The organism is Massilia sp. LMS1-1-1.1, from assembly GCF_040815535.1.
GTDB lineage: Bacteria > Pseudomonadota > Gammaproteobacteria > Burkholderiales > Burkholderiaceae_D > Janthinobacterium > Janthinobacterium aestuarii.
This window is the reverse complement of the sequence record NZ_JBFPNG010000034.1, coordinates 555,063-571,975: the sequence shown is the minus strand read 5'-3', so window position 1 is coordinate 571,975 and position 16,913 is coordinate 555,063. Positions and strand designations below refer to the sequence as shown.

Below are 16,913 nucleotides of genomic sequence, written 5' to 3'. Positions count from 1 at the left end.
CCACAACTTCCTTCCGCTCGCTACGGTTTTGTTCGGCGTTGTAAAGCCAGTTACGGCTGCCGCGCTGGCAACAGTAGGGACATGTCGATCGCCTCGGCCAGCGCCCGGTTGCCTGCGTCGCCCGGGTGCAGGTGGTCGCCCGAGTCATAGGCGGGCAGCAGGCGCAGCGGGTGCGCGGGGTCGCGCGCCAGCGCGTCGAAGTCGAGCACGGCATCAAAGCTGCCGCTGGCGCGTATCCACGCATTCAATTGCTGGCGCAGCGCATCTTTTTCTGGCTGGTAATAGTTGCTCAACGGTGTACCGGGCAGGGCGCCTTCGAATGGCGTCAGGGTGGCAGCGATCACGCGCACGCCGCGGCTGCGCGCCTGGGCGACCAGCTGGGTGTAGCCGTTTGTTAACTCCTCCAATGCCGACCGTTTTTGCCGTGGCGCAAACGCCGTGCCGGGCCAGCTGATGTCATTGATCCCCAACAGGACGATCACCGTGCGCACGCCAGGCTGCGCCAGCACGTCGCGCTCGAAACGGGCCAGGGCATTGTCTCCCATGCCGTCGGACAATAGCCGCGCACCGGAAATGCCCGCATTGATCACGGCCACGCCGTGCGGCGCCAGGCGCTTGGCCAGGAAATCGGGCCAGCGCGCATCCATCCCCAGGCTGGCGGTGGCGCCATCGCTAATCGAATCGCCGAGGATGGCCACAGTTTGCGCTCCCTGCGCCCCCGGCGCCGCTTCCACCTGGATGGCACTCAGTAAAAGGCGGGCCGTGGTGGTCTGCACGCCGGGCATGTCATCGATGCGCGCGGCCCGCGTCTGGTCCTGCGGGGCGATCCACGCCGTCTCGCGGCCATCCCAGTGAAACGTGGCGACGGGACTGGCCTGCGGCAGGTGGATGCTCACCGTCAGCCGGGCCAGGTCCGGCACGGACAGCTCGACGGGATCGCTGACGAGCGGCGCGCCCGGCGCCATGTTGGCCGCCGGCTGGCCGGAAAACGTCAGCGTGCGCAGGCTGCCCGCTTCGATGGCGGAACCGGCCGCGGCCAGGGCCACGGTGGCCGCGCCGATGCGCAGCGGCGCCTTGCCATACGCATTCGACAGCACGATGCGCACGCGCGGGCCGCCCACGCTGAGGCGCGCCACCTGGCGCACGGTCTGCCCGTGCAGCACGGCGGGCACATTGCTGGGGAACAGGAAATCGCTGCGCCACACGGCTTGGGGGCTGGCCGTCCAGCTGGCCAGCCAGGAGGTTGCGGGATCGACCGCATGCGCGGCGGGAGCACTCAGCGCCAGGCTCAGCAGGATGGCGGGGAAGAGGGACAATCGTTGCATGGCGGCTCGCTTCATCAAGGGGAATGCCAGCATGATGAAAGCAAAGCCATTTATGCACTAGACTATCTCATCGAAGAACATTTATGAGTTGAATTCACAATGGCCAGACTAGAAGTGAACCGCTCCGGCGAGCTGGAAGTGTTTGTGCGCGTGGTCGAGCTCGGTGGCTTTTCCGCTGCCGCGCGCGCTTGCGGCATGACGCCATCGGCCGTCAGCAAGCTCGTCTCGCGCCTGGAAGAGCGCCTGGGCGCGCGCCTGCTGAACCGCTCCACGCGCCAGCTACAGCTGACGGTCGAGGGGTGCGGCCTGTACGAACGGGGACAGCAAGTGCTGGCGGCGCTGGACGAGGCCGAGCGCTGCGCCGGCGTGCAGGACGTGCCGCGCGGCAAAATCAAGGTCAATGCGAACGTACCGTTCGGCCAGCATTTCTTGTTGCCGCTGGCGCCGTTGTTTCTCGAACGTTATCCCGAGGTGACGCTCGACATCGTGCTCACGGACGCCGTCGTCGATATCCTCGAGCAGCGCACGGACGTGGCCGTGCGGGCGGGGCCATTGAAAAGCTCTAGCCTGCTGGCGCGCAAGCTGGGCCAGACGCGCATGGCGATCGTGGCATCGCCAGCCTACCTGGCGCGGCGCGGCACGCCGTTGACTGCCACCGAGCTGGCCGCACACAATCTGCTCGACGCCAACTACGCGCGCGCCCGCTCGGGCTGGCCGCTGCGCCTGCCCGAGGGCGACATCGTCGTGCCCGTCACGGGTAATGTACAGGCCAGCGATGGCGAAGCCTTGCGGCAACTGGCGCTGGCGGGATTGGGACTGGCGCGCCTGGCCGCCTTCCAGGTGCGCGCCGATATTGCGGCCGGCCGGCTGCAGGCCGTGCTGGAAGAGTTCAACCCGGGCGACAGCGAGGAAGTGCATGCCGTGTTCGTGGGGCAAGGCGGGCATGTGCCGCTGCGCGTGCGCGTCTTTCTCGACTTCCTGGCGCAGCACGTCGAGCTGGAGTGATGCGATAGGCTGCATCCGGACACGGCCGCGCAGTACAATATCGGACGGGCCGCAATGGTTCGGCCCGTATTGTGCCTTTGAATGGAAATATGTTCCTGGTAAAACCTGAACGCCGCCGCCTGCTGCAGGTGGGCGCAACCGTGGCTGTCATCGCGCTGGGCCTGGCTTCGCGCGCCTTTCCCCAATTCGTCCCTGCCGCGCTCGGCAAGTATCCGGGCGACGCCCTGTGGGCCATGATGATCGTCTTTGCGCTGGGCATCGTCGCCACGCGCATGCGCACGTGGCAGCTGGCGCTGACGGCCTTGCTGATCTGCTTTGCCGTCGAATTCGGCCAGCTATACCAGGCGCCGTGGATAGTCGCGTTGCGCGCGCATCCGCTGGGACACCTGGTGCTGGGTTCCGCCTTCGGCTGGGTCGACCTGATCGCCTACGCGGCGGGCGTGGCGATCGCGGCGCTGGTCGATAAAGCGGCGCTGTTCAAGCGCCGCTAATCCTGATTACTTGACGTTACCCTCCGCATCGCGCAATTCAACGGGCGCCAGCTTCAGCTTCGACAATTGCGGGGCGATCTTCGCCTTGTCGCCCACGCCGATGACGATCAGCTTTTCCGGCTGCAGGTATTTTTTCGCCACCTGCTGCACCTGCTTGTCCGTCACGCTGGCAAAGCGCTGCGGCAAGGTCGTGTAATAGTCGAGGCCCAGGCCGTAGATATACGTGTTGGCCATGCTGGCGCTGATGCTGGCATTCGTCTCGAACTGGCCCGGCAAGGACAGCACTTGCGAGTTGCGCGCATTCGCCAGTTCTTGGCGAGGCAAGGGCTTGGCGATCATGGCGCGGATTTCCCTGACGGTTTCTGACACGGCCGGGCCCGTCACATCGGTGCGCACGCTGGCAGCAATCGAGAACGGTCCAGGCTGATTGCGGTACTGGAATTGCGAGCGCACGCCATACGTGTACCCCTTTTCTTCGCGCAAGTTGGTGTTCAGGCGGCTGGTAAACAAGCCGCCCAGCGCCGCGTTCATCACTTGCAGCGGTGCGTAATCGGGCGTGGCGCGCGGCACGGCGATGGTCGACAGGCGCACGGCCGTTTGCGGCGCCCCCGGCTTGTCGACCAAAATCAATTTTGCCTTCGTCGTCTGCGGCGCGGCGGCCACGGACGGCGCCACCGTGCCTGCCTTCCAGCTGCCGAACTTCGCTTCGGCCAGCGCCTTCAATTCCGCCTCGCCGATATCACCTGAAACGATCAGCGCCGCATTGTTCGGCAGGTAATGCTGCTGCCAGAAACCTTGCAGGTCGGCGCGGCTGGCCGCTTTCAAGGCTGCTTCCGTGCCCAGCTGGATGTAGCCATATGGATGCTGCGGGCCGTACAGGGCCGCCGCCTCCACGCGGGCTGCCACGGCGCCCGCGTTTTCGCGCTGCTGCGCCAGTTCGCCGATGCGGCTGGCGCGCTGGCGCTCGACTTCTTCTTGCGGGAATTGCGGGTGCAGCACCACGTCGGCCAGCACGTCGAGCGCTTGCGGGAACGTGGCTTTGAGCGACGTCAGCTGGGCAAACGAGGCATCCACGCCGGAACCGGTATTGAGCAGGGCGCCCAGCTGCGCCACGTCGTCGGCGATTTGCGGCGCGCTGCGCGTAGCCGTGCCTTCCTGCAGCAATTGCGCCGTAAAGCTCGACAAGCCCGGCTGCGCCAGCGGATTGGCGCCCGAGCCGCTCTTGATGACCAGCTGGCTGGACACGAGCGGCACGGCGCCGTTGTAGTGGTGGATCACGGTCAGGCCGTTCGCCAGGGTGAACGATTTTCCTTGCGGTAAAACAATCTTCGGTGCGGGACCGGCCTTCGGCACGGCATTGCGCCATGGCTCGTCCGCATTGATGGCCGTGCCTGGCGCAGGCTTGACCTTGCCCGGCGCTGGCGTCGGCACTTCCGCGCCCAGGTCCGGCGTGCCGGGCACGCCATAGACGACCACGCGCGACTGGTTCTTCAGGTACTGGTCGACGGCGCGCTGCACGCCGGCCGCCGTCACCTGGCGGTAGCGTTCGATATCCTTGGCCAGGTAGCCGGGGTCGCCCACGTACTGGTTGTATTCGTTGAGCAAGTTGGCCACACCATGGCCGCCCATCTTTTCCACCTGGCTCAGCATGCTTGTCTCGATGCTGTTGCGCGCGCGCTCCAGTTCTTTCTCGGTCGGGCCCTTGGCGCGCAATTGTTCCAGCTCCGCCTGCAAGGCTTGCTCGATTTCCTCGGGCTTGCGGCCCGGGCGCGCCGTCGCGTCGATGGTGAAAATCGACGTGAGGGCGTTCGAGCCCTGACTGGCGCCCACGTCCTGGGCGATCTGCTTGTCGTACACGAGCGATTTATATAAACGGCTGGACTTGCCGCCGGCCAGGATGTGCGCGGCCATCGACAGTTCCGCGTCATCCTTGGTGTAGGCGGACGGCGTCAGCCAGGCCATGAATACGCGCGGCAATTCCACCCGGTCCTGCACCATGACGCGGCGTTCCTGCGTGATGGGCGGCGTCACGACATCGGGTTTCGGCACGGCCGGGCCGCTCTTGAAGCTGCCAAAATACTTGTTGACCAGTTCCTTGGTCTTCGCCTTGTCGATGTCGCCCGCGATCACCAGGCTGGCGTTGTTGGGACCATAGTATTTGGTGAAGAAATCCTTGATGTCGGCCAGCTTCGCGTTCTGGATGTCCGCATGCGAACCGATGACGCTGGCGTAATACGGGTGGGTCTTGGGAAACAGCTGGTGGTACAAGGCTTCCTGCACGATGCCGTATGGCGCATTCTCCACGCTCTGGCGGCGCTCGTTGCGCACCACGTCCTGCTGGTTGGTCAGCGCCGTCTGGTCGAGCACGTCGAGCAGATAGCCCATGCGGTCGGAATGCGTCCACAGCGCCAATTCCAGCTGGTTCGACGGTACCGTGTCGAAATAATTGGTACGGTCGAAATCCGTGCTGCCGTTCGAATCGGTAGCACCCGCGCCCTCGAGCAATTGGTCGGCCATGCCGCGCGGCACGTGCTTGGTGGCGGCAAACATCATGTGCTCGAACAAATGCGCAAAGCCTGTCAGGCCTGGCGCTTCATTGGCCGGACCCACGTGGTACCAGATGTTGACGGCCGTGACGGGCAATTTATGGTCTTCCACGAGAATGACGTCGAGGCCGTTTGGCAGGGTGTATTTTTCGTAGGCAATGTTTGGCACGGCCGTGGCACCCGTCGTGACGGCCGCATCGGCGGCGTGGGCGAGGGTGAGCGGGGCGCCGTACAGCGACAGCAACAGGGCGGGAATGGCCAGCAGTTTGATCGGTTTCATGCATGCTTCCAGGGATGGGTGGAGAAGACGCTGCGGCTCGCTCGTGGCTGGCGCAGCGCGACGTTACTACGGCCGGTGCTACGGTCGGTGCTACAGTGTATACAGCAGGGCCGCCCCGCCCAGTACCAGCAGCGCGCTGGCGATGGAGACGATGGCGGCCGCGCCCAGCAAGCGCCATTCGCGCGGAGAAAACCAAGCGGTGGGCAGGGGCGCTTGCGGCACAGGCTGGGGCACGGCCGCAGGCAAGCCGCCCGCCGCGCGCGCCTGGGCCGCCAGCGCCTGCGTGGCAGAATCCAGCAGGGCCAGCTGGCGCTCGACGGTTTCCGCCAGCACGGCTTCGTTCAGCGCCACGAGGGCGAATATCGGGTCATCGACATCGACCTTGATGCCCGTCTTGTCGAACACGTGGCTGCGCAGTTTGTGCTGATCCATCTACCACTGCACCTTGTCGAGCTGTTCGAAGATGTCGCGGTAGACGACCTTGATGCGCTGCTTTTCCATGATGTTGAACTTGTCGTTCTGCAGCACTTCCTGCATCGTCAGGCGCGCCGTGTTCATTTTCTTGACGTCCGCGCCAAAGGTGTCGGGATTGCGCTGGCTCAAGGTGATGCTGCCTTTCACGCGCGCGCGGTTGTCGCTGTACGACTGCGATTCGACGAATTGCTTGCCGGATGCCGATTGCAGCAGGCCGAAGTGTTCGTTTTGCCACAGCACCAGCGGCACTTTCGTCGATTGGGCTGTCGCGACAAAGCCCGTGGCCGTGTCGTGCAGGGTGTCGCCGCCGCCGACGATGGTGTGGATGTAGACCTTGCGGCCCGATTCTTCCAGCAGCGAAAAACAGTCGTTTTCCAGCAAGTAGCCCATCAGCGGCGAAAACGTGTTCGCGCCATTGTCGATCACGCAGTTGCCGTCCGTGTCGAGAATGTCGATCATCAGCGCGTCGAAACGTTTCGGGTCGATGTTGCGCGCATCCGTCATCACGGGCACATGCTTGACCTGCATCGCCTTGTAGCGCGAGAACGTGGCGTTTTCCTGATCGGTGTCATAGCAGCGCAAAGGCGTGTCGTCCTTACCGCCTATCCACTGGGCCAGCAGGGTCGAGACGAGGGTCTTGCCGATGCCGCCCTTGCCCTGCAGGATGAAATGTACCGTGTTTTGCATTGCGACTACTCCAAGTTGTTGCGTCAGTGACAATCAAAGATCCGTGACAGCGGCGACTGGCATTTTTACCACAATCCTTTGCAAATATGCCATGCGGAACAGCGAATCTGGTTATGATGTTAATCAGGATACCATTGATGTAGAGCAAGTTTTGTGTGAAAAATGCACCCCAGCGTGTGAATGAGGACGCAGTGCCGATCTCCAGTCTCGATAAAGCCGACATTGACCGTCTGAATCAGCAGGCCCTGTCTTGCCTGGTCGGCAACCGCCGCCAGGCGCGCCGGCTGGCGCAGATGGCGCTGGCGGCGGCACAACGGCAACAGTATGCGCGCGGCGGCGCGTATGCGGAACTCAATCATTGCTGGCTCGCGTATTACGCGGGCGAAGCCGAACCGTCATGCGAGCGCCTGGGCGCGTATTTCCAGCACAGCGGCGACCTGGAAGGGGGCATGGAAGTGGCCGCCCTGCAGGGCGCGTATGCGAGCCGGCGCGGCGATTTTGCCGATGCCGAGCAGCATTTCCTGCAAGCGCGCAGCCAGGCCGCGCAGATACCGGACTCGCTGCACAAATTCATGCTGTACGCGCGCCTGGGCGTCGATGCCCTGAACCGTGGCGATACGCAGGACGGCCCGCGCAATTTCCTGCTGGCGCTCGACATCGCCGAGCGTTTCGGCAGCCCCGCGCACCGGGTCAACAGCCTGTCGAACCTGGCGTCGTCGCAGCATGACCTGGGCAACGATGAAGACGCGATTCCCCTGCTGGTCGAGGCGCTCGAAATCATCGGCACGCAAAAGCTCAAATACCAGCAAACCATCGTCTCGGCCAACCTGGCCATGTGTTTATTGGCCACTGGCAAGCCGGCCGAGGCGCTGGCGCTGGTGGAACCGTTTTACGAGTGGCCGGAAGAAGACCTGGCCGTGCGCGCCTTTCTGTTCTGCATCGCCGCTCACGCGGCCATCCTGTTGCACCAGCCCGACAGTGCCCTGCAACTGCTGTTGCGGGCCGAAGAGTACGCGCGCCGGGGCCAGGACCTGGAAGAGCAGATGCATGCGTGGCTGGTGCGCGGCAAGCTCGACTTGCACGCGGGTCAGACGGCGCAGGCGCTGGCGTCGCTGACGCAGGCGCACAGCCTGCTGAGCTGGACGCGCAATCCGTTTCACCAGCAGCAGATCCTGCGGGGACTGGCCGACATCAACGCCCAGCTGGGCGAATGGCAGGCCGCGTATGGCTTCCTGCAGCAATATCAGGCCGCCTACGAAGCCAGCAGCAAGTCGGCGCGCGCCTCGCGCAGCCTGATGCGCAACCTGGAAAAGGAAATGCACAGCTTGAAGGCCGAGCGCGACAAGGCGCTGGAACTGCAGGCGGCGCGCGAATCGGAAAACGTCAAGCTCGAGCACCTGAACCGCGAACTGGCGCACCAGATCCTGCACGTCAATTCCCTGCAGGACAGCCTGAAGGAACAGGCCATGCGCGACCACCTGACGGGCTTGTACAACCGCCGCCATTTTGAAACCTGCCTCAATGCCATCCTGCACGAGGCCGATGCGGATGCGCCCGTGGCCATCGCCATCATCGACCTGGATTTTTTCAAGCGCGTCAACGATACCTACGGGCATAATTTTGGCGATGAAGTGCTGATTCAGTTCGCGCGCCTGGTGGAAGGCCAGCTGCGCGGCACCGATATGGTCTGCCGCTATGGCGGCGAGGAATTCTGCCTGCTGTTGCGCGAAGCCGACAGCCTTATCGCCGCGTACAAAATCGACGATATCGCCGCGCGCTACCGCCAGTTGCTGATCCACCAGGCGCCGCACAGCTTGACGGGCTGCACCTTTTCGGCCGGCATCGCCGAGTATCCGCGCCACGGCGCCGGCCGCCACGAATTGCTGATGCGCGCCGACAGCGCGCTGTACGCGGCCAAGCAGGCGGGCCGCGACCGCGCCTGCATCGCCGACGCTACTGAATAAAGCGCAGCAGTTCGCGCAGCGCGTGCGCCACGGCCTGCTCGCGCACGGCCTGGCGGTCGCCCGCGAATACCAGCCGCTGTGTCTGCACGCGCCCGTCCATGGCCCAGCCGAAGCAGACGGTGCCGACGGGCTTGCCCGGCACGCCGCCCGTGGGGCCGGCGATGCCTGTGGTCGAGACGGCCACCTGCGCTTCGCTGTGGGCCAGGGTGCCTTGCGCCATGGCGGCGGCCACTTCCTCGCTGACGGCGCCGTGCGCGGCGATCAGTTCGGCGGGCACGCCCAGCATGCTGCTCTTGGCGCCGTTGGAATAGGTGACGAAGCCCCGTTCGAACCAGGCGCTCGAGCCCGAGATATCGGTGACGGCCTGCGCCACGCCGCCGCCCGTGCACGATTCGGCCGTGGCCAGCAGCAGGCCTTTCGCCTGCAAGGCCAGGCCGAGCGCGGTGGAGAGGGGGACGAGTTCGTTGCTCATGGATGACTCCTGCATGCGGTGAAAATGGTGGCAAGACTGTAGCATGGCCAATGGTAAAAGAAACTTTCCCCGGTAACAGCGAAAATGCGTACACTCTTTTATACATTTGCTACCACTTCGGGCCGGCAGGCGCTCTGTCGCTACGCCACCCTGGTGCGCATCGCCCGAACCGGCAAGCGGCATGGTGCCGCGCCTTCGTATGCATTATCTTTACTCGGTTGTCATGGCAATTCTGAACTGGACCTGGTGGCATCATCCTGGCCCCTTGCGCCGCCCCGCGCGCGGCGCCGCTCGCCGCTCCCTGCGCTGGGGCTGGCTATTGCTGCTTCTGGGCGTGCTGTGTGCCGATGCGCGATCGCAGGTGCCGGGGGAGCTGGAACGCCAGGTCAAGGCCGCGTATCTGTACAAGTTTGCCGGCTATGTCGAGTGGCCAGACGGCAGCTTTGCCCGGCCCGACTCGCCGCTGGTGATCGGCGTGGCGGGCGCCGACGCGCTGGCCGAGCAGCTCGAGCAGAGCGTGGCCGGGCATAGTGTCCACGGCCGCGTCGTGCAGGTGAAAAAAGTGCGCCGCGGCGAAGCGCTGGCCGGGCTGCACGTGCTGTACCTGGGCGCGCTGGAGAAAACGGCGCTGCAGGAGATGCTGGCCGCCAGCCGTGGCCTGGCGTTGCTGACGGTGTCCGATTCGGATGAGGTCTACGCGATGGGCAGCATGATCAATTTTGTGATGGCCGAAGACAAGGTCCGCTTCGACGTGGCCTTGAAACCCGTGGCGCAGGCGCATATCCGCATCAGCGCGCGCATGCTGCTGGCCGCCTACCGCGTGCAGACTGGGGGCGCCTAGATGATCAGACTGCGTTCCATCCGCCACAAGCTGATGTCGGTGGTCTTGCTGACCACCCTGGTGGCGCTCGTCATTTCGCTGGGCACCATCGTCGTCTACGACTTGCGCGCCTACCACCGCAATCTGGTGGCCGACATCAGTACCCAGGCCGAGCTGCTCGGGCACATGAGCTCGGCCGCGCTGGCCTTCGACGACGAGCGCCTGGCGCTGGAAAACCTCAATTTGATGCGCATCCGTCCGCGCGTGACGGCCGGCGCCCTGTACAAGGCCGACGGCAGCCTGTTTGCCAGCTACCGCGCGCATCAGCACGTGGGCGAGCTGCCGGCGAAGGCGGGCAAGGAAGGCGTCAGCATCGCGGGCAAATCCGTCGAATTGTTCAAGCCCATCGTCGACAATGGCGAATTGCTGGGCACCGTGTATCTGCGCGCCGATTACGAGCTGGCCGGCCGCACGGCCGATTACCTGGCCATCGCGCTGAGCGTGACGGTGCTGGCGCTGCTGGTGGCCTTGCTGCTGCTGCGCCGCCTCGATTTCGTCATCACGCAACCGATCCTCGACATCGCCGACGTGGCGCGCGAAGTGATCGAGACGGGCGACTACTCGCGCCGCGCGCGCAAGCTCAGCGTCGACGAAGTGGCGCAGCTGGTCGATTCCTTCAACAAGATGCTGGCCGAGATCGAGCTGCGCACGCAGGCGCTGGAGCGCTCGAACGGCGAGCTGGCGCGCGAAGGCGAGCAGCGCACCGAGGCGCAGCAGGAAGTCATGCGCCTGAACCAGGAACTGGAAGTGCGCGTGCACGAGCGCACGATGCAGCTGGAAATGACGAATGGCGAACTGGCCATGGCGATGGAAGAGGCGCGCAGCGCCAACTACGCCAAGTCGGCGTTTTTGTCGTCGATGAGCCATGAATTGCGCACGCCGCTCAACGCCATCCTGGGCTTCGCGCAAATCCTCAGTTCCGACCGCCTGCCGTCGACCCTGGAGCAAAAGAAGGAGTTCGCCGGCCATATCCTGAAATCGGGGCGCCACCTGCTGACACTGATCAATGAAATCCTCGACCTGGCGAAGGTGGAGTCAGGCACGGTCAGCCTGTCGCTCGAACCGGTGGGCCTGGACGCCATCTTGCAGGAATGCCGCGACATGATCGCGCCGCTGGCCAGCCAGCGCGGCATCGGCATGACCTTTCCCGACGCCTGCCCCCTGAACGTGCTGGCAGACCGCACGCGCCTCAAGCAAATCCTGTTGAACCTGTTGTCGAATGCGCTCAAGTACAACCGCGAGCAGGGGCAGGTAGCCATCGATTGCGCGCCGCAGGCGGGCGGGCGGGTGCGCATCAGCGTGCGCGATACGGGCGTGGGCCTCGACGGCGAACAGGTGGCGCTGCTGTTCCAGCCTTTCAACCGGCTGGGACAGGAGGGCGGCACGGAAGAAGGCAGCGGCATCGGCCTGGTGGTCACCAAGCGCCTGGTGGAGCTGATGGATGGCAGCATCGGCGTGACCAGCGCGCCCGGCGAGGGCAGCACCTTCTGGATCGAGCTGCGCGTGGTCGACGCCTTGCCCATGCCTGCGGCTCCCGCCTTGCCGCGGCCTGACCTGGCCGGGGCGCTGCTCGATCACAGCGCCCCCGTGACCTTGCTGTACGTGGAAGACAATCCCGCCAACCTGACCCTGGTCGAGGAAATCGTGCGCTACTGCCCGCAATTGCAGCTGTTGACGGCCACCGATGGCCGCCTGGGCGTGGAAATGGCGCGCACGCACCTGCCGCAGCTGATCCTGATGGACATCAACCTGCCGAACGTGAACGGCACGGATGCGCTGAAACTGCTGCGCGCCGATCCCCGCACGGCGCACATTCCCGTCATCGCCCTGACGGCCAACGCCATGCCGGGCGACGTCGAGCGCAGCATGGCGCTGGGCTTCTACCGCTACCTGACCAAGCCGATCAACCTCGATGAATTTACCGAGGCGATCAACAGCACCCTGGCCTATGTGGCGCAGCAGCGCCGGCAGAAGGGAACAGGCGCGCCATGATCAGCCAGGCCGATATCTACGCGGCGAAAATTCTCCTCGTCGACGACCAGGAAGTCAATCTGCGCCTGCTCGAGCATTTGCTGCAAAGCGGCGGCTACACGGCCATCACCAGCACCCTCGATGCGCGCGCCGTGGCCGGCCTGCACCAGCGCCACCAGTTCGATCTGATCATCCTCGACCTGGTGATGCCCGGCATGAGCGGCTACGAGGTGATGGATGCCCTGCGTCCGCTGGAGCTGGAAGGCTACCTGCCCGTGCTGGTGATCGCCGCCGACCCGGACGCCAAGCTGGCGGCGCTGGAAGCGGGCGCGCGCGACTTCATCAGCAAGCCCTTCGACGCGCTCGAGGTGCTCACGCGCATCCGCAACATGCTCGAAGTGCGGCTGCTGCACCGCGCCGCGCGCCACTACAACACCCTGCTCGAACGCACGGTGGGCCAGCGCACGGCCGAACTGCAGCGCTTTCGCGGCGCCATGGACGCCACCACGGACGCCATCTTCCTCGTCGACGTGGTGGGCATGACCCTGGTCGACGTGAACGACGGCGCTTGCCGCCTGCTCGGCTATGCGCGCAACGAATTGCTGGCGCTGGCGCCGGGCACCTTGCTGCCATCGCCGCCGGCCCCGCCGCTGGCCGCGCTGCCGGGCGGCCCGGCCCATCTGGCCACGGAAGTGACGGAGTGCGAACTGGTGCGGCGCGACCTGAGCCTGATCCCCGTGGAACTGGGCTGGCACTGGTATGCGCAAGCGCCCGTGACGGGCGGCTATTCTGGCACCCCTGGCGCGGGCGGCCTGCTGCTGATCGCCGTGGCGCGCGACATCAGCGAGCGGCGCCAGGCGCAGGAGCGCCTCAAGCACCTGGCCCATTACGATGGCTTGACGGGGCTGCCGAACCGCAGCCTGTTCTACCAGACCCTGGCCCAGGCCGTGGAACTGGCGCAGGAAAAAAGCTGGCGCATCGTGGTGCTGTTCATCGCGCTCGACCGTTTTAAAAGCATCAACGACACCCTGGGCGCGGCGCTGGGCGACGAGCTGCTGCGCCAGTTCAGCAACCGCCTGGTCGAATGCGTGCGCTTGCGCGACACGGTGGGGCGATTGGGCAACGACGAATTCGCGCTGATACTGACGATGAGCCGCAACCAGCAGGAAGCCGTGGCCGTGGCCAACCAGGTGCGCGAAGCCTTGAGGGCGCCATTCGACTTGCGCGGCCATGCGGCGACCCTGACGGCCAGCATCGGCATCGCCATGTATCCGGACGACGCCACCGACCCGGAAACCCTGATCAAATACGCGAATACGGCCATGGGCGGCGCCAAGCAGGCGGGCCGCGACGGCTACCGCTTTTTCACGGCCGGCATGAACGTGCAGGTGCTGGCGCGCCTGGACCTGGAACTGGCGCTGCGCCATGCGCTCGAACACGACCAGTTCATCCTGTACTACCAGCCCAAGGTGGATTTGCGCACGGGCCGCATCAGCGGCGTGGAAGCGCTGCTGCGCTGGCGCCGTCCCGGCTACGGCCTGGTGGCGCCCGCCGAATTCGTGCCCGTGCTGGAAGACACGGGCCTGATCGTGCGCGTGGGCGCCTGGGTGATCCAGGCCGCCTGCCGCCAGATCGCCGAGTGGCGCGACAGCGAAGTGGGGCCAGTGCACGTGGCCGTGAACGTGTCGAGCCGCCAGTTTGCCGAAGGCGACCTGGAAGGCGAAGTGACGCGCGCGCTGGCGCATCACAACGTGGCGCCGGAATTGCTGGAACTGGAACTGACGGAAACGGCGCTGATGTCGAACGCCGAGCGCACCATCGTCGTGCTGGGCAAACTGAAGAAAATCGGCGTGAAGGTGGCCATCGACGATTTCGGCACCGGCTATTCGAGCCTCGCGTATCTGCAGCGCTTCCCCATCGACAAGCTGAAGATAGACATCGCCTTCGTGCGCAACATCACCAGCAACCCGAACGACGCGGCCATCGCGCTGGCCATCGTCAGCATGGCGCACAGCCTGAAACTGAGCGTCGTGGCCGAGGGCGTGGAGTCGCGCCCGCAGCTCGAATACCTGCGGCGCAACCGCTGCGACGAGATCCAGGGCTTTTATTTCAGCCGCGCCCTGCCGGCGCTGGAACTGGGGCAGATGATCGTCGCCGGCGCCGGCCTGCCGCCCGGCCACGACCCGGCCGCGCAGCCGGCGCAGACGCTGCTCATCGTCGATGACGACGTCAACGTGCTGTCGTCATTGCACCGCCTGTTCCGTCCCGAGGGCTATCAGATTCTGACGGCCAGCACGCCGGCCGAAGGGTTTGAAATGCTGGCCCTGCACAGGGTGCACGTGATCGTCTGCGACCAGCGCATGCCGAGCATGAGCGGCACGGAATTTTTGAGCAAGGTGAAAGAGCTGTACCCGGAAACCATCCGCATCATCCTGTCCGGCTACACGGGCCTGGAAGCCGTGCTCGACTCGATCAACCGCGGCGCCATCTACCGTTTCTATACGAAACCGTGGGACGACACCCAGCTGCGCGACAACATCCGCCTGGCCTTCCAGCACTACTGGATGGTGAACCAGCCGGGGCTGGCGCGGGTGGCGGTACGCTAGCTCAATCGGTGAAGTGGTCGAAGGAAGACAGCTGCAGATCGAGCGGCTGTCCTGCCGCATCCACCAGCCGCAAGCCCGCTTTGGCCTCGATGCTGCCCACGCGCGTGACTGGTGTGGCGCAGCTGGCCGCCAGGGCGGCGATGGCGTCGCGCGAAGAGGCGGGCGCCGTGAAGCACAATTCATAATCGTCGCCGCCGGCGGCCGTATAGCGGCGGCGCAAGCCTGTTTCCTGCCGTGCCAGCACTGGGCCGGCAGGCAGGGCGTCGACGTCGAGCGTGGCGCCCACCTGCGACGCTTTCAAGATGTGACCGAGGTCTCCCACCAGGCCGTCCGAGATGTCGATGGCCGCATGCGCGAGGCCCGCTTCGGCCAGCGCGCAGCCGAGCGCCACGCGCGGCGTCGGCGTGTGCATGCGCGCGCCTGCCATGGCCAGGTCGGCTGGCGGCAATGCCTGTTCCTTGCGGTAGCCGGCCAAGGCCAGGCGCGCGTCGCCCAGGGTGCCGCTGACCCAGATATCGTCGCCCGCCACGGCCGCGCTGCGGCGCAGGGCCTGGCCCGGCGCCAGCTCGCCGAACACGGTGATGCAGATATTCAAAGGGCCCTTGGTGGTGTCGCCGCCGATCAATTCGCAGCCGTAGGCGTCGGCCAGCGCAAACAGGCCGTCGGCAAAGCCGGCCAGCCAGCTGCGCTCCGCTTGCGGCAGGGCCAGGGCCAGGGTAAATGCCACGGGACGCGCGCCCATGGCGGCCAGGTCGGACAGGTTCACGGCCAGGCTTTTGTGGCCGAGCATGCGGGCGTCGGCGCCGGCAAAGAAGTGCCGGTCCTCGACCAGCATGTCCGACGAGATGGCGATCTGCTTGCCCGAGCCGGGCGTGATCAGCGCGCAATCGTCGCCGATGCCCAGGGTGGCGCGGCCGGGGCGCTGGCGCACAAAATATTGTTTGATCAGGTCGAATTCGGAAAGCGCGTCGTGTGGGGCCATGGCGTGGTCAGTTCGTTGAGTGAGGGTGTGGCCCGGCTATTATAGGCTGGCATACAATAGGCGCCTTTGCCACTGCCGATCCGCTTGCCATGCCCATCCTCGATATTCACTTCTTGCTGCAATCCTGGCTCGACCACGGCTGGCTGCGCGATCCGCAAGCCGTCGGCTTGCGCACCTTCGAAGCGCAGGAGCTGGCGGAGCGCGGCTTCGACGCCATCAGCGACGGCGGCCAGCTGTGCCTGTACGAAGATGCGCGCCTGTTCCGCCGCGCCGGCCGTCCCGTGCCGGCATCGTTCAAAGTGTATCTGCAGCGCGGCCAGCTGGGCGCGAATGGCCTGGAACTCGGCTATCAGGTACACCTGGCCGGTTTCCTGCGCGCGGCGCGGCAGCCCTTGCCGGCGTGTCGCGTGCTGCTGGAACAAGGTGGCCGCAGCGGCGCCCTGCTGTTCGACAACGGCCTGGTGCTGCAGTTTTGCGCCAACTTGCGTGGCAAGCCGCGCCATTACTACCTGACCCTCGTCGAGGGACATGTGGCCGATGCCCAGCTGCCGGACCGCGACAGCGATATCGACTTGCGCGCGGCCAGCGCGCGCCATGTCCAGGCCATTTACGACAGCCGCGACCCTGCCGAACTGCGGCGCCTGGCCCGGCGCGGCAATGCGGCGCTGCGCGAACTGGCGAGTCTGCTCGCCTAGCCTTTCTTCGCCTGCGCCATGCCGTGCAGCAGCTTGGCCAGCAACTGGTCGAGCTGGCGCTGTTCGTCCGCATCGAGCGCCGACAGCATGGCGCGCTCGTTCTCCACGTGCAGCAGCACGAGCTTTTCTATCAGTTCCAATCCCTTTTGTGTCAGGGCCACCAGCACGCCGCGCCGGTCCGTCGGATGTTTCTGGCGTTCGATCCAGCCGGCCGCTTCCAGCCGGTCGATGCGGTTGGTCATGCCGCCCGAAGACAGCATGGCCGCTTCGTACAGGGCCGTCGGCGTCAGGCTGTAGGGCACGCCCGAGCGGCGCAATGTCGCCAGCACATCGAATTCGCCAGGCTGCAAGCCGTGTTCGGCGAACAGCGGATTGAGCCAGTCGCGCGCCATCAGCTGCGCCACCGTGCCCAGCTGGCCTACCAGCTGCATGGCGCGCGTGTCCATCTGCGGCAGCTCACGCTGCCATTGTGCGGCGGCAAATTGCGCGCGTGTGTGTTCTTGCGGGGTAGTTGTCATCGGTCATCCATTTATCT

Annotated in this window: 14 protein-coding genes; 7 read left to right on the top strand and 7 right to left on the bottom strand. The window is 65.4% G+C overall.

What is annotated here, in order from left to right; all coding sequences use genetic code 11:
• Window positions 1-50 precede the first annotated feature (50 nt).
• Window positions 51-1,325: an SGNH/GDSL hydrolase family protein gene (locus MRBLMS1_RS21340; protein WP_485881713.1), complete on the bottom strand. Its 1,275-nt coding sequence runs from the start codon at window positions 1,323-1,325 to the stop codon at window positions 51-53.
• Between the two features lie 99 nt (window positions 1,326-1,424).
• On the opposite strand from MRBLMS1_RS21340, the gene MRBLMS1_RS21335 reads away from it, so the two are divergent.
• Window positions 1,425-2,330: a LysR family transcriptional regulator gene (locus MRBLMS1_RS21335; RefSeq protein ID WP_485881711.1), complete on the top strand. Its 906-nt coding sequence runs from the start codon at window positions 1,425-1,427 to the stop codon at window positions 2,328-2,330.
• Window positions 2,331-2,419: 89 nt separating this feature from the next.
• Window positions 2,420-2,821, top strand: coding sequence for a ribosomal maturation YjgA family protein (locus tag MRBLMS1_RS21330; protein ID WP_072454940.1), 402 nt, complete (start codon window positions 2,420-2,422; stop codon window positions 2,819-2,821).
• 6 nt (window positions 2,822-2,827) lie between these two features.
• Here MRBLMS1_RS21330 and MRBLMS1_RS21325 read toward each other — a convergent pair whose 3' ends face one another.
• The 3 genes from MRBLMS1_RS21325 to MRBLMS1_RS21315 all read right to left on the bottom strand — a co-directional run bounded on the left by MRBLMS1_RS21325 (window position 2,828) and on the right by MRBLMS1_RS21315 (window position 6,808).
• Window positions 2,828-5,647 carry a M16 family metallopeptidase gene (locus MRBLMS1_RS21325; RefSeq protein WP_485881709.1) on the bottom strand — a complete coding sequence of 940 codons (2,820 nt, stop codon included), beginning with the start codon at window positions 5,645-5,647 and terminating at the stop codon, window positions 2,828-2,830.
• 90 nt (window positions 5,648-5,737) lie between these two features.
• Window positions 5,738-6,079: a hypothetical protein gene (locus tag MRBLMS1_RS21320; RefSeq protein ID WP_128141796.1), complete on the bottom strand. Its 342-nt coding sequence runs from the start codon at window positions 6,077-6,079 to the stop codon at window positions 5,738-5,740.
• The gene (locus MRBLMS1_RS21315) at window positions 6,080-6,808 is read right to left on the bottom strand and encodes a P-loop NTPase family protein (RefSeq protein ID WP_099401722.1); all 729 of its coding nucleotides are present in this window, start codon (window positions 6,806-6,808) and stop codon (window positions 6,080-6,082) included. It lies immediately after the preceding gene.
• A 191-nt stretch (window positions 6,809-6,999) separates the two neighbouring features.
• Between MRBLMS1_RS21315 and MRBLMS1_RS21310 the strand changes: the two genes are divergently transcribed.
• Window positions 7,000-8,772, top strand: a complete 1,773-nt coding sequence (locus MRBLMS1_RS21310; RefSeq protein WP_485881706.1) for a GGDEF domain-containing protein — start codon at window positions 7,000-7,002, stop codon at window positions 8,770-8,772.
• Here the strand turns inward: MRBLMS1_RS21310 and MRBLMS1_RS21305 are convergent.
• On the bottom strand, window positions 8,762-9,244 hold the full coding sequence (locus MRBLMS1_RS21305) for a CinA family protein (protein WP_485881704.1): 483 nt from the start codon (window positions 9,242-9,244) through the stop codon (window positions 8,762-8,764). The genes MRBLMS1_RS21310 and MRBLMS1_RS21305 overlap by 11 nt on opposite strands.
• 223 nt (window positions 9,245-9,467) lie before the next feature.
• Between MRBLMS1_RS21305 and MRBLMS1_RS21300 the strand changes: the two genes are divergently transcribed.
• Genes MRBLMS1_RS21300 through MRBLMS1_RS21290 form a run of 3 tightly spaced genes read left to right on the top strand, consistent with a single transcriptional unit; the run spans window position 9,468 to window position 14,701 of the window.
• On the top strand, window positions 9,468-10,085 hold the full coding sequence (locus MRBLMS1_RS21300) for a TOL_0243 family YfiR-like periplasmic protein (RefSeq protein ID WP_181878010.1): 618 nt from the start codon (window positions 9,468-9,470) through the stop codon (window positions 10,083-10,085).
• On the top strand, window positions 10,086-12,116 hold the full coding sequence (locus MRBLMS1_RS21295; RefSeq protein WP_485881702.1) for a sensor histidine kinase, YfiR-like protein-associated: 2,031 nt from the start codon (window positions 10,086-10,088) through the stop codon (window positions 12,114-12,116).
• Complete coding sequence (locus MRBLMS1_RS21290; protein ID WP_128141799.1) at window positions 12,113-14,701, top strand: EAL domain-containing protein; 2,589 nt, start codon at window positions 12,113-12,115, stop codon at window positions 14,699-14,701. Before MRBLMS1_RS21295 ends, MRBLMS1_RS21290 begins: the two co-directional genes overlap by 4 nt.
• Before the next feature lies 1 nt (window position 14,702).
• Here the strand turns inward: MRBLMS1_RS21290 and thiL are convergent, their stop codons facing one another.
• Entirely contained in the window at window positions 14,703-15,683 is a 981-nt protein-coding gene (gene thiL, locus MRBLMS1_RS21285) for a thiamine-phosphate kinase (RefSeq protein WP_485881700.1), read from the bottom strand.
• An 89-nt stretch (window positions 15,684-15,772) separates the two neighbouring features.
• Between thiL and MRBLMS1_RS21280 the strand changes: the two genes are divergently transcribed.
• Window positions 15,773-16,378: a hypothetical protein gene (locus MRBLMS1_RS21280; protein ID WP_485881698.1), complete on the top strand. Its 606-nt coding sequence runs from the start codon at window positions 15,773-15,775 to the stop codon at window positions 16,376-16,378.
• On the opposite strand, the gene MRBLMS1_RS21275 is transcribed toward MRBLMS1_RS21280, so the two are convergent.
• Window positions 16,375-16,896 (bottom strand): MarR family winged helix-turn-helix transcriptional regulator, encoded by a 522-nt coding sequence (locus MRBLMS1_RS21275; RefSeq protein ID WP_485881696.1) that lies wholly within the window; start codon window positions 16,894-16,896, stop codon window positions 16,375-16,377. The two genes, MRBLMS1_RS21280 and MRBLMS1_RS21275, sit on opposite strands and share 4 nt — an antisense overlap.
• Window positions 16,897-16,913: the final 17 nt, after the last annotated feature.

Excerpts from the sequence above, each read along its gene's own strand:
- MRBLMS1_RS21295 (WP_485881702.1), top strand. The coding sequence starts at position 10,086 with ATGATCAGACTGCGTTCCATCCGCCACAAGCTGATGTCGGTGGTCTTG.
- MRBLMS1_RS21340 (WP_485881713.1), bottom strand. The coding sequence starts at position 1,325 with ATGCAACGATTGTCCCTCTTCCCCGCCATCCTGCTGAGCCTGGCGCTG.
- MRBLMS1_RS21300 (WP_181878010.1), top strand. The coding sequence starts at position 9,468 with ATGGCAATTCTGAACTGGACCTGGTGGCATCATCCTGGCCCCTTGCGC.
- thiL (WP_485881700.1), bottom strand. The coding sequence starts at position 15,683 with ATGGCCCCACACGACGCGCTTTCCGAATTCGACCTGATCAAACAATAT.
- MRBLMS1_RS21320 (WP_128141796.1), bottom strand. The coding sequence starts at position 6,079 with ATGGATCAGCACAAACTGCGCAGCCACGTGTTCGACAAGACGGGCATC.
- MRBLMS1_RS21290 (WP_128141799.1), top strand. The coding sequence starts at position 12,113 with ATGATCAGCCAGGCCGATATCTACGCGGCGAAAATTCTCCTCGTCGAC.
- MRBLMS1_RS21305 (WP_485881704.1), bottom strand. The coding sequence starts at position 9,244 with ATGAGCAACGAACTCGTCCCCCTCTCCACCGCGCTCGGCCTGGCCTTG.
- MRBLMS1_RS21335 (WP_485881711.1), top strand. The coding sequence starts at position 1,425 with ATGGCCAGACTAGAAGTGAACCGCTCCGGCGAGCTGGAAGTGTTTGTG.
- MRBLMS1_RS21275 (WP_485881696.1), bottom strand. The coding sequence starts at position 16,896 with ATGACAACTACCCCGCAAGAACACACACGCGCGCAATTTGCCGCCGCA.
- MRBLMS1_RS21315 (WP_099401722.1), bottom strand. The coding sequence starts at position 6,808 with ATGCAAAACACGGTACATTTCATCCTGCAGGGCAAGGGCGGCATCGGC.
- MRBLMS1_RS21325 (WP_485881709.1), bottom strand. The coding sequence starts at position 5,647 with ATGAAACCGATCAAACTGCTGGCCATTCCCGCCCTGTTGCTGTCGCTG.
- MRBLMS1_RS21280 (WP_485881698.1), top strand. The coding sequence starts at position 15,773 with ATGCCCATCCTCGATATTCACTTCTTGCTGCAATCCTGGCTCGACCAC.
- MRBLMS1_RS21330 (WP_072454940.1), top strand. The coding sequence starts at position 2,420 with ATGTTCCTGGTAAAACCTGAACGCCGCCGCCTGCTGCAGGTGGGCGCA.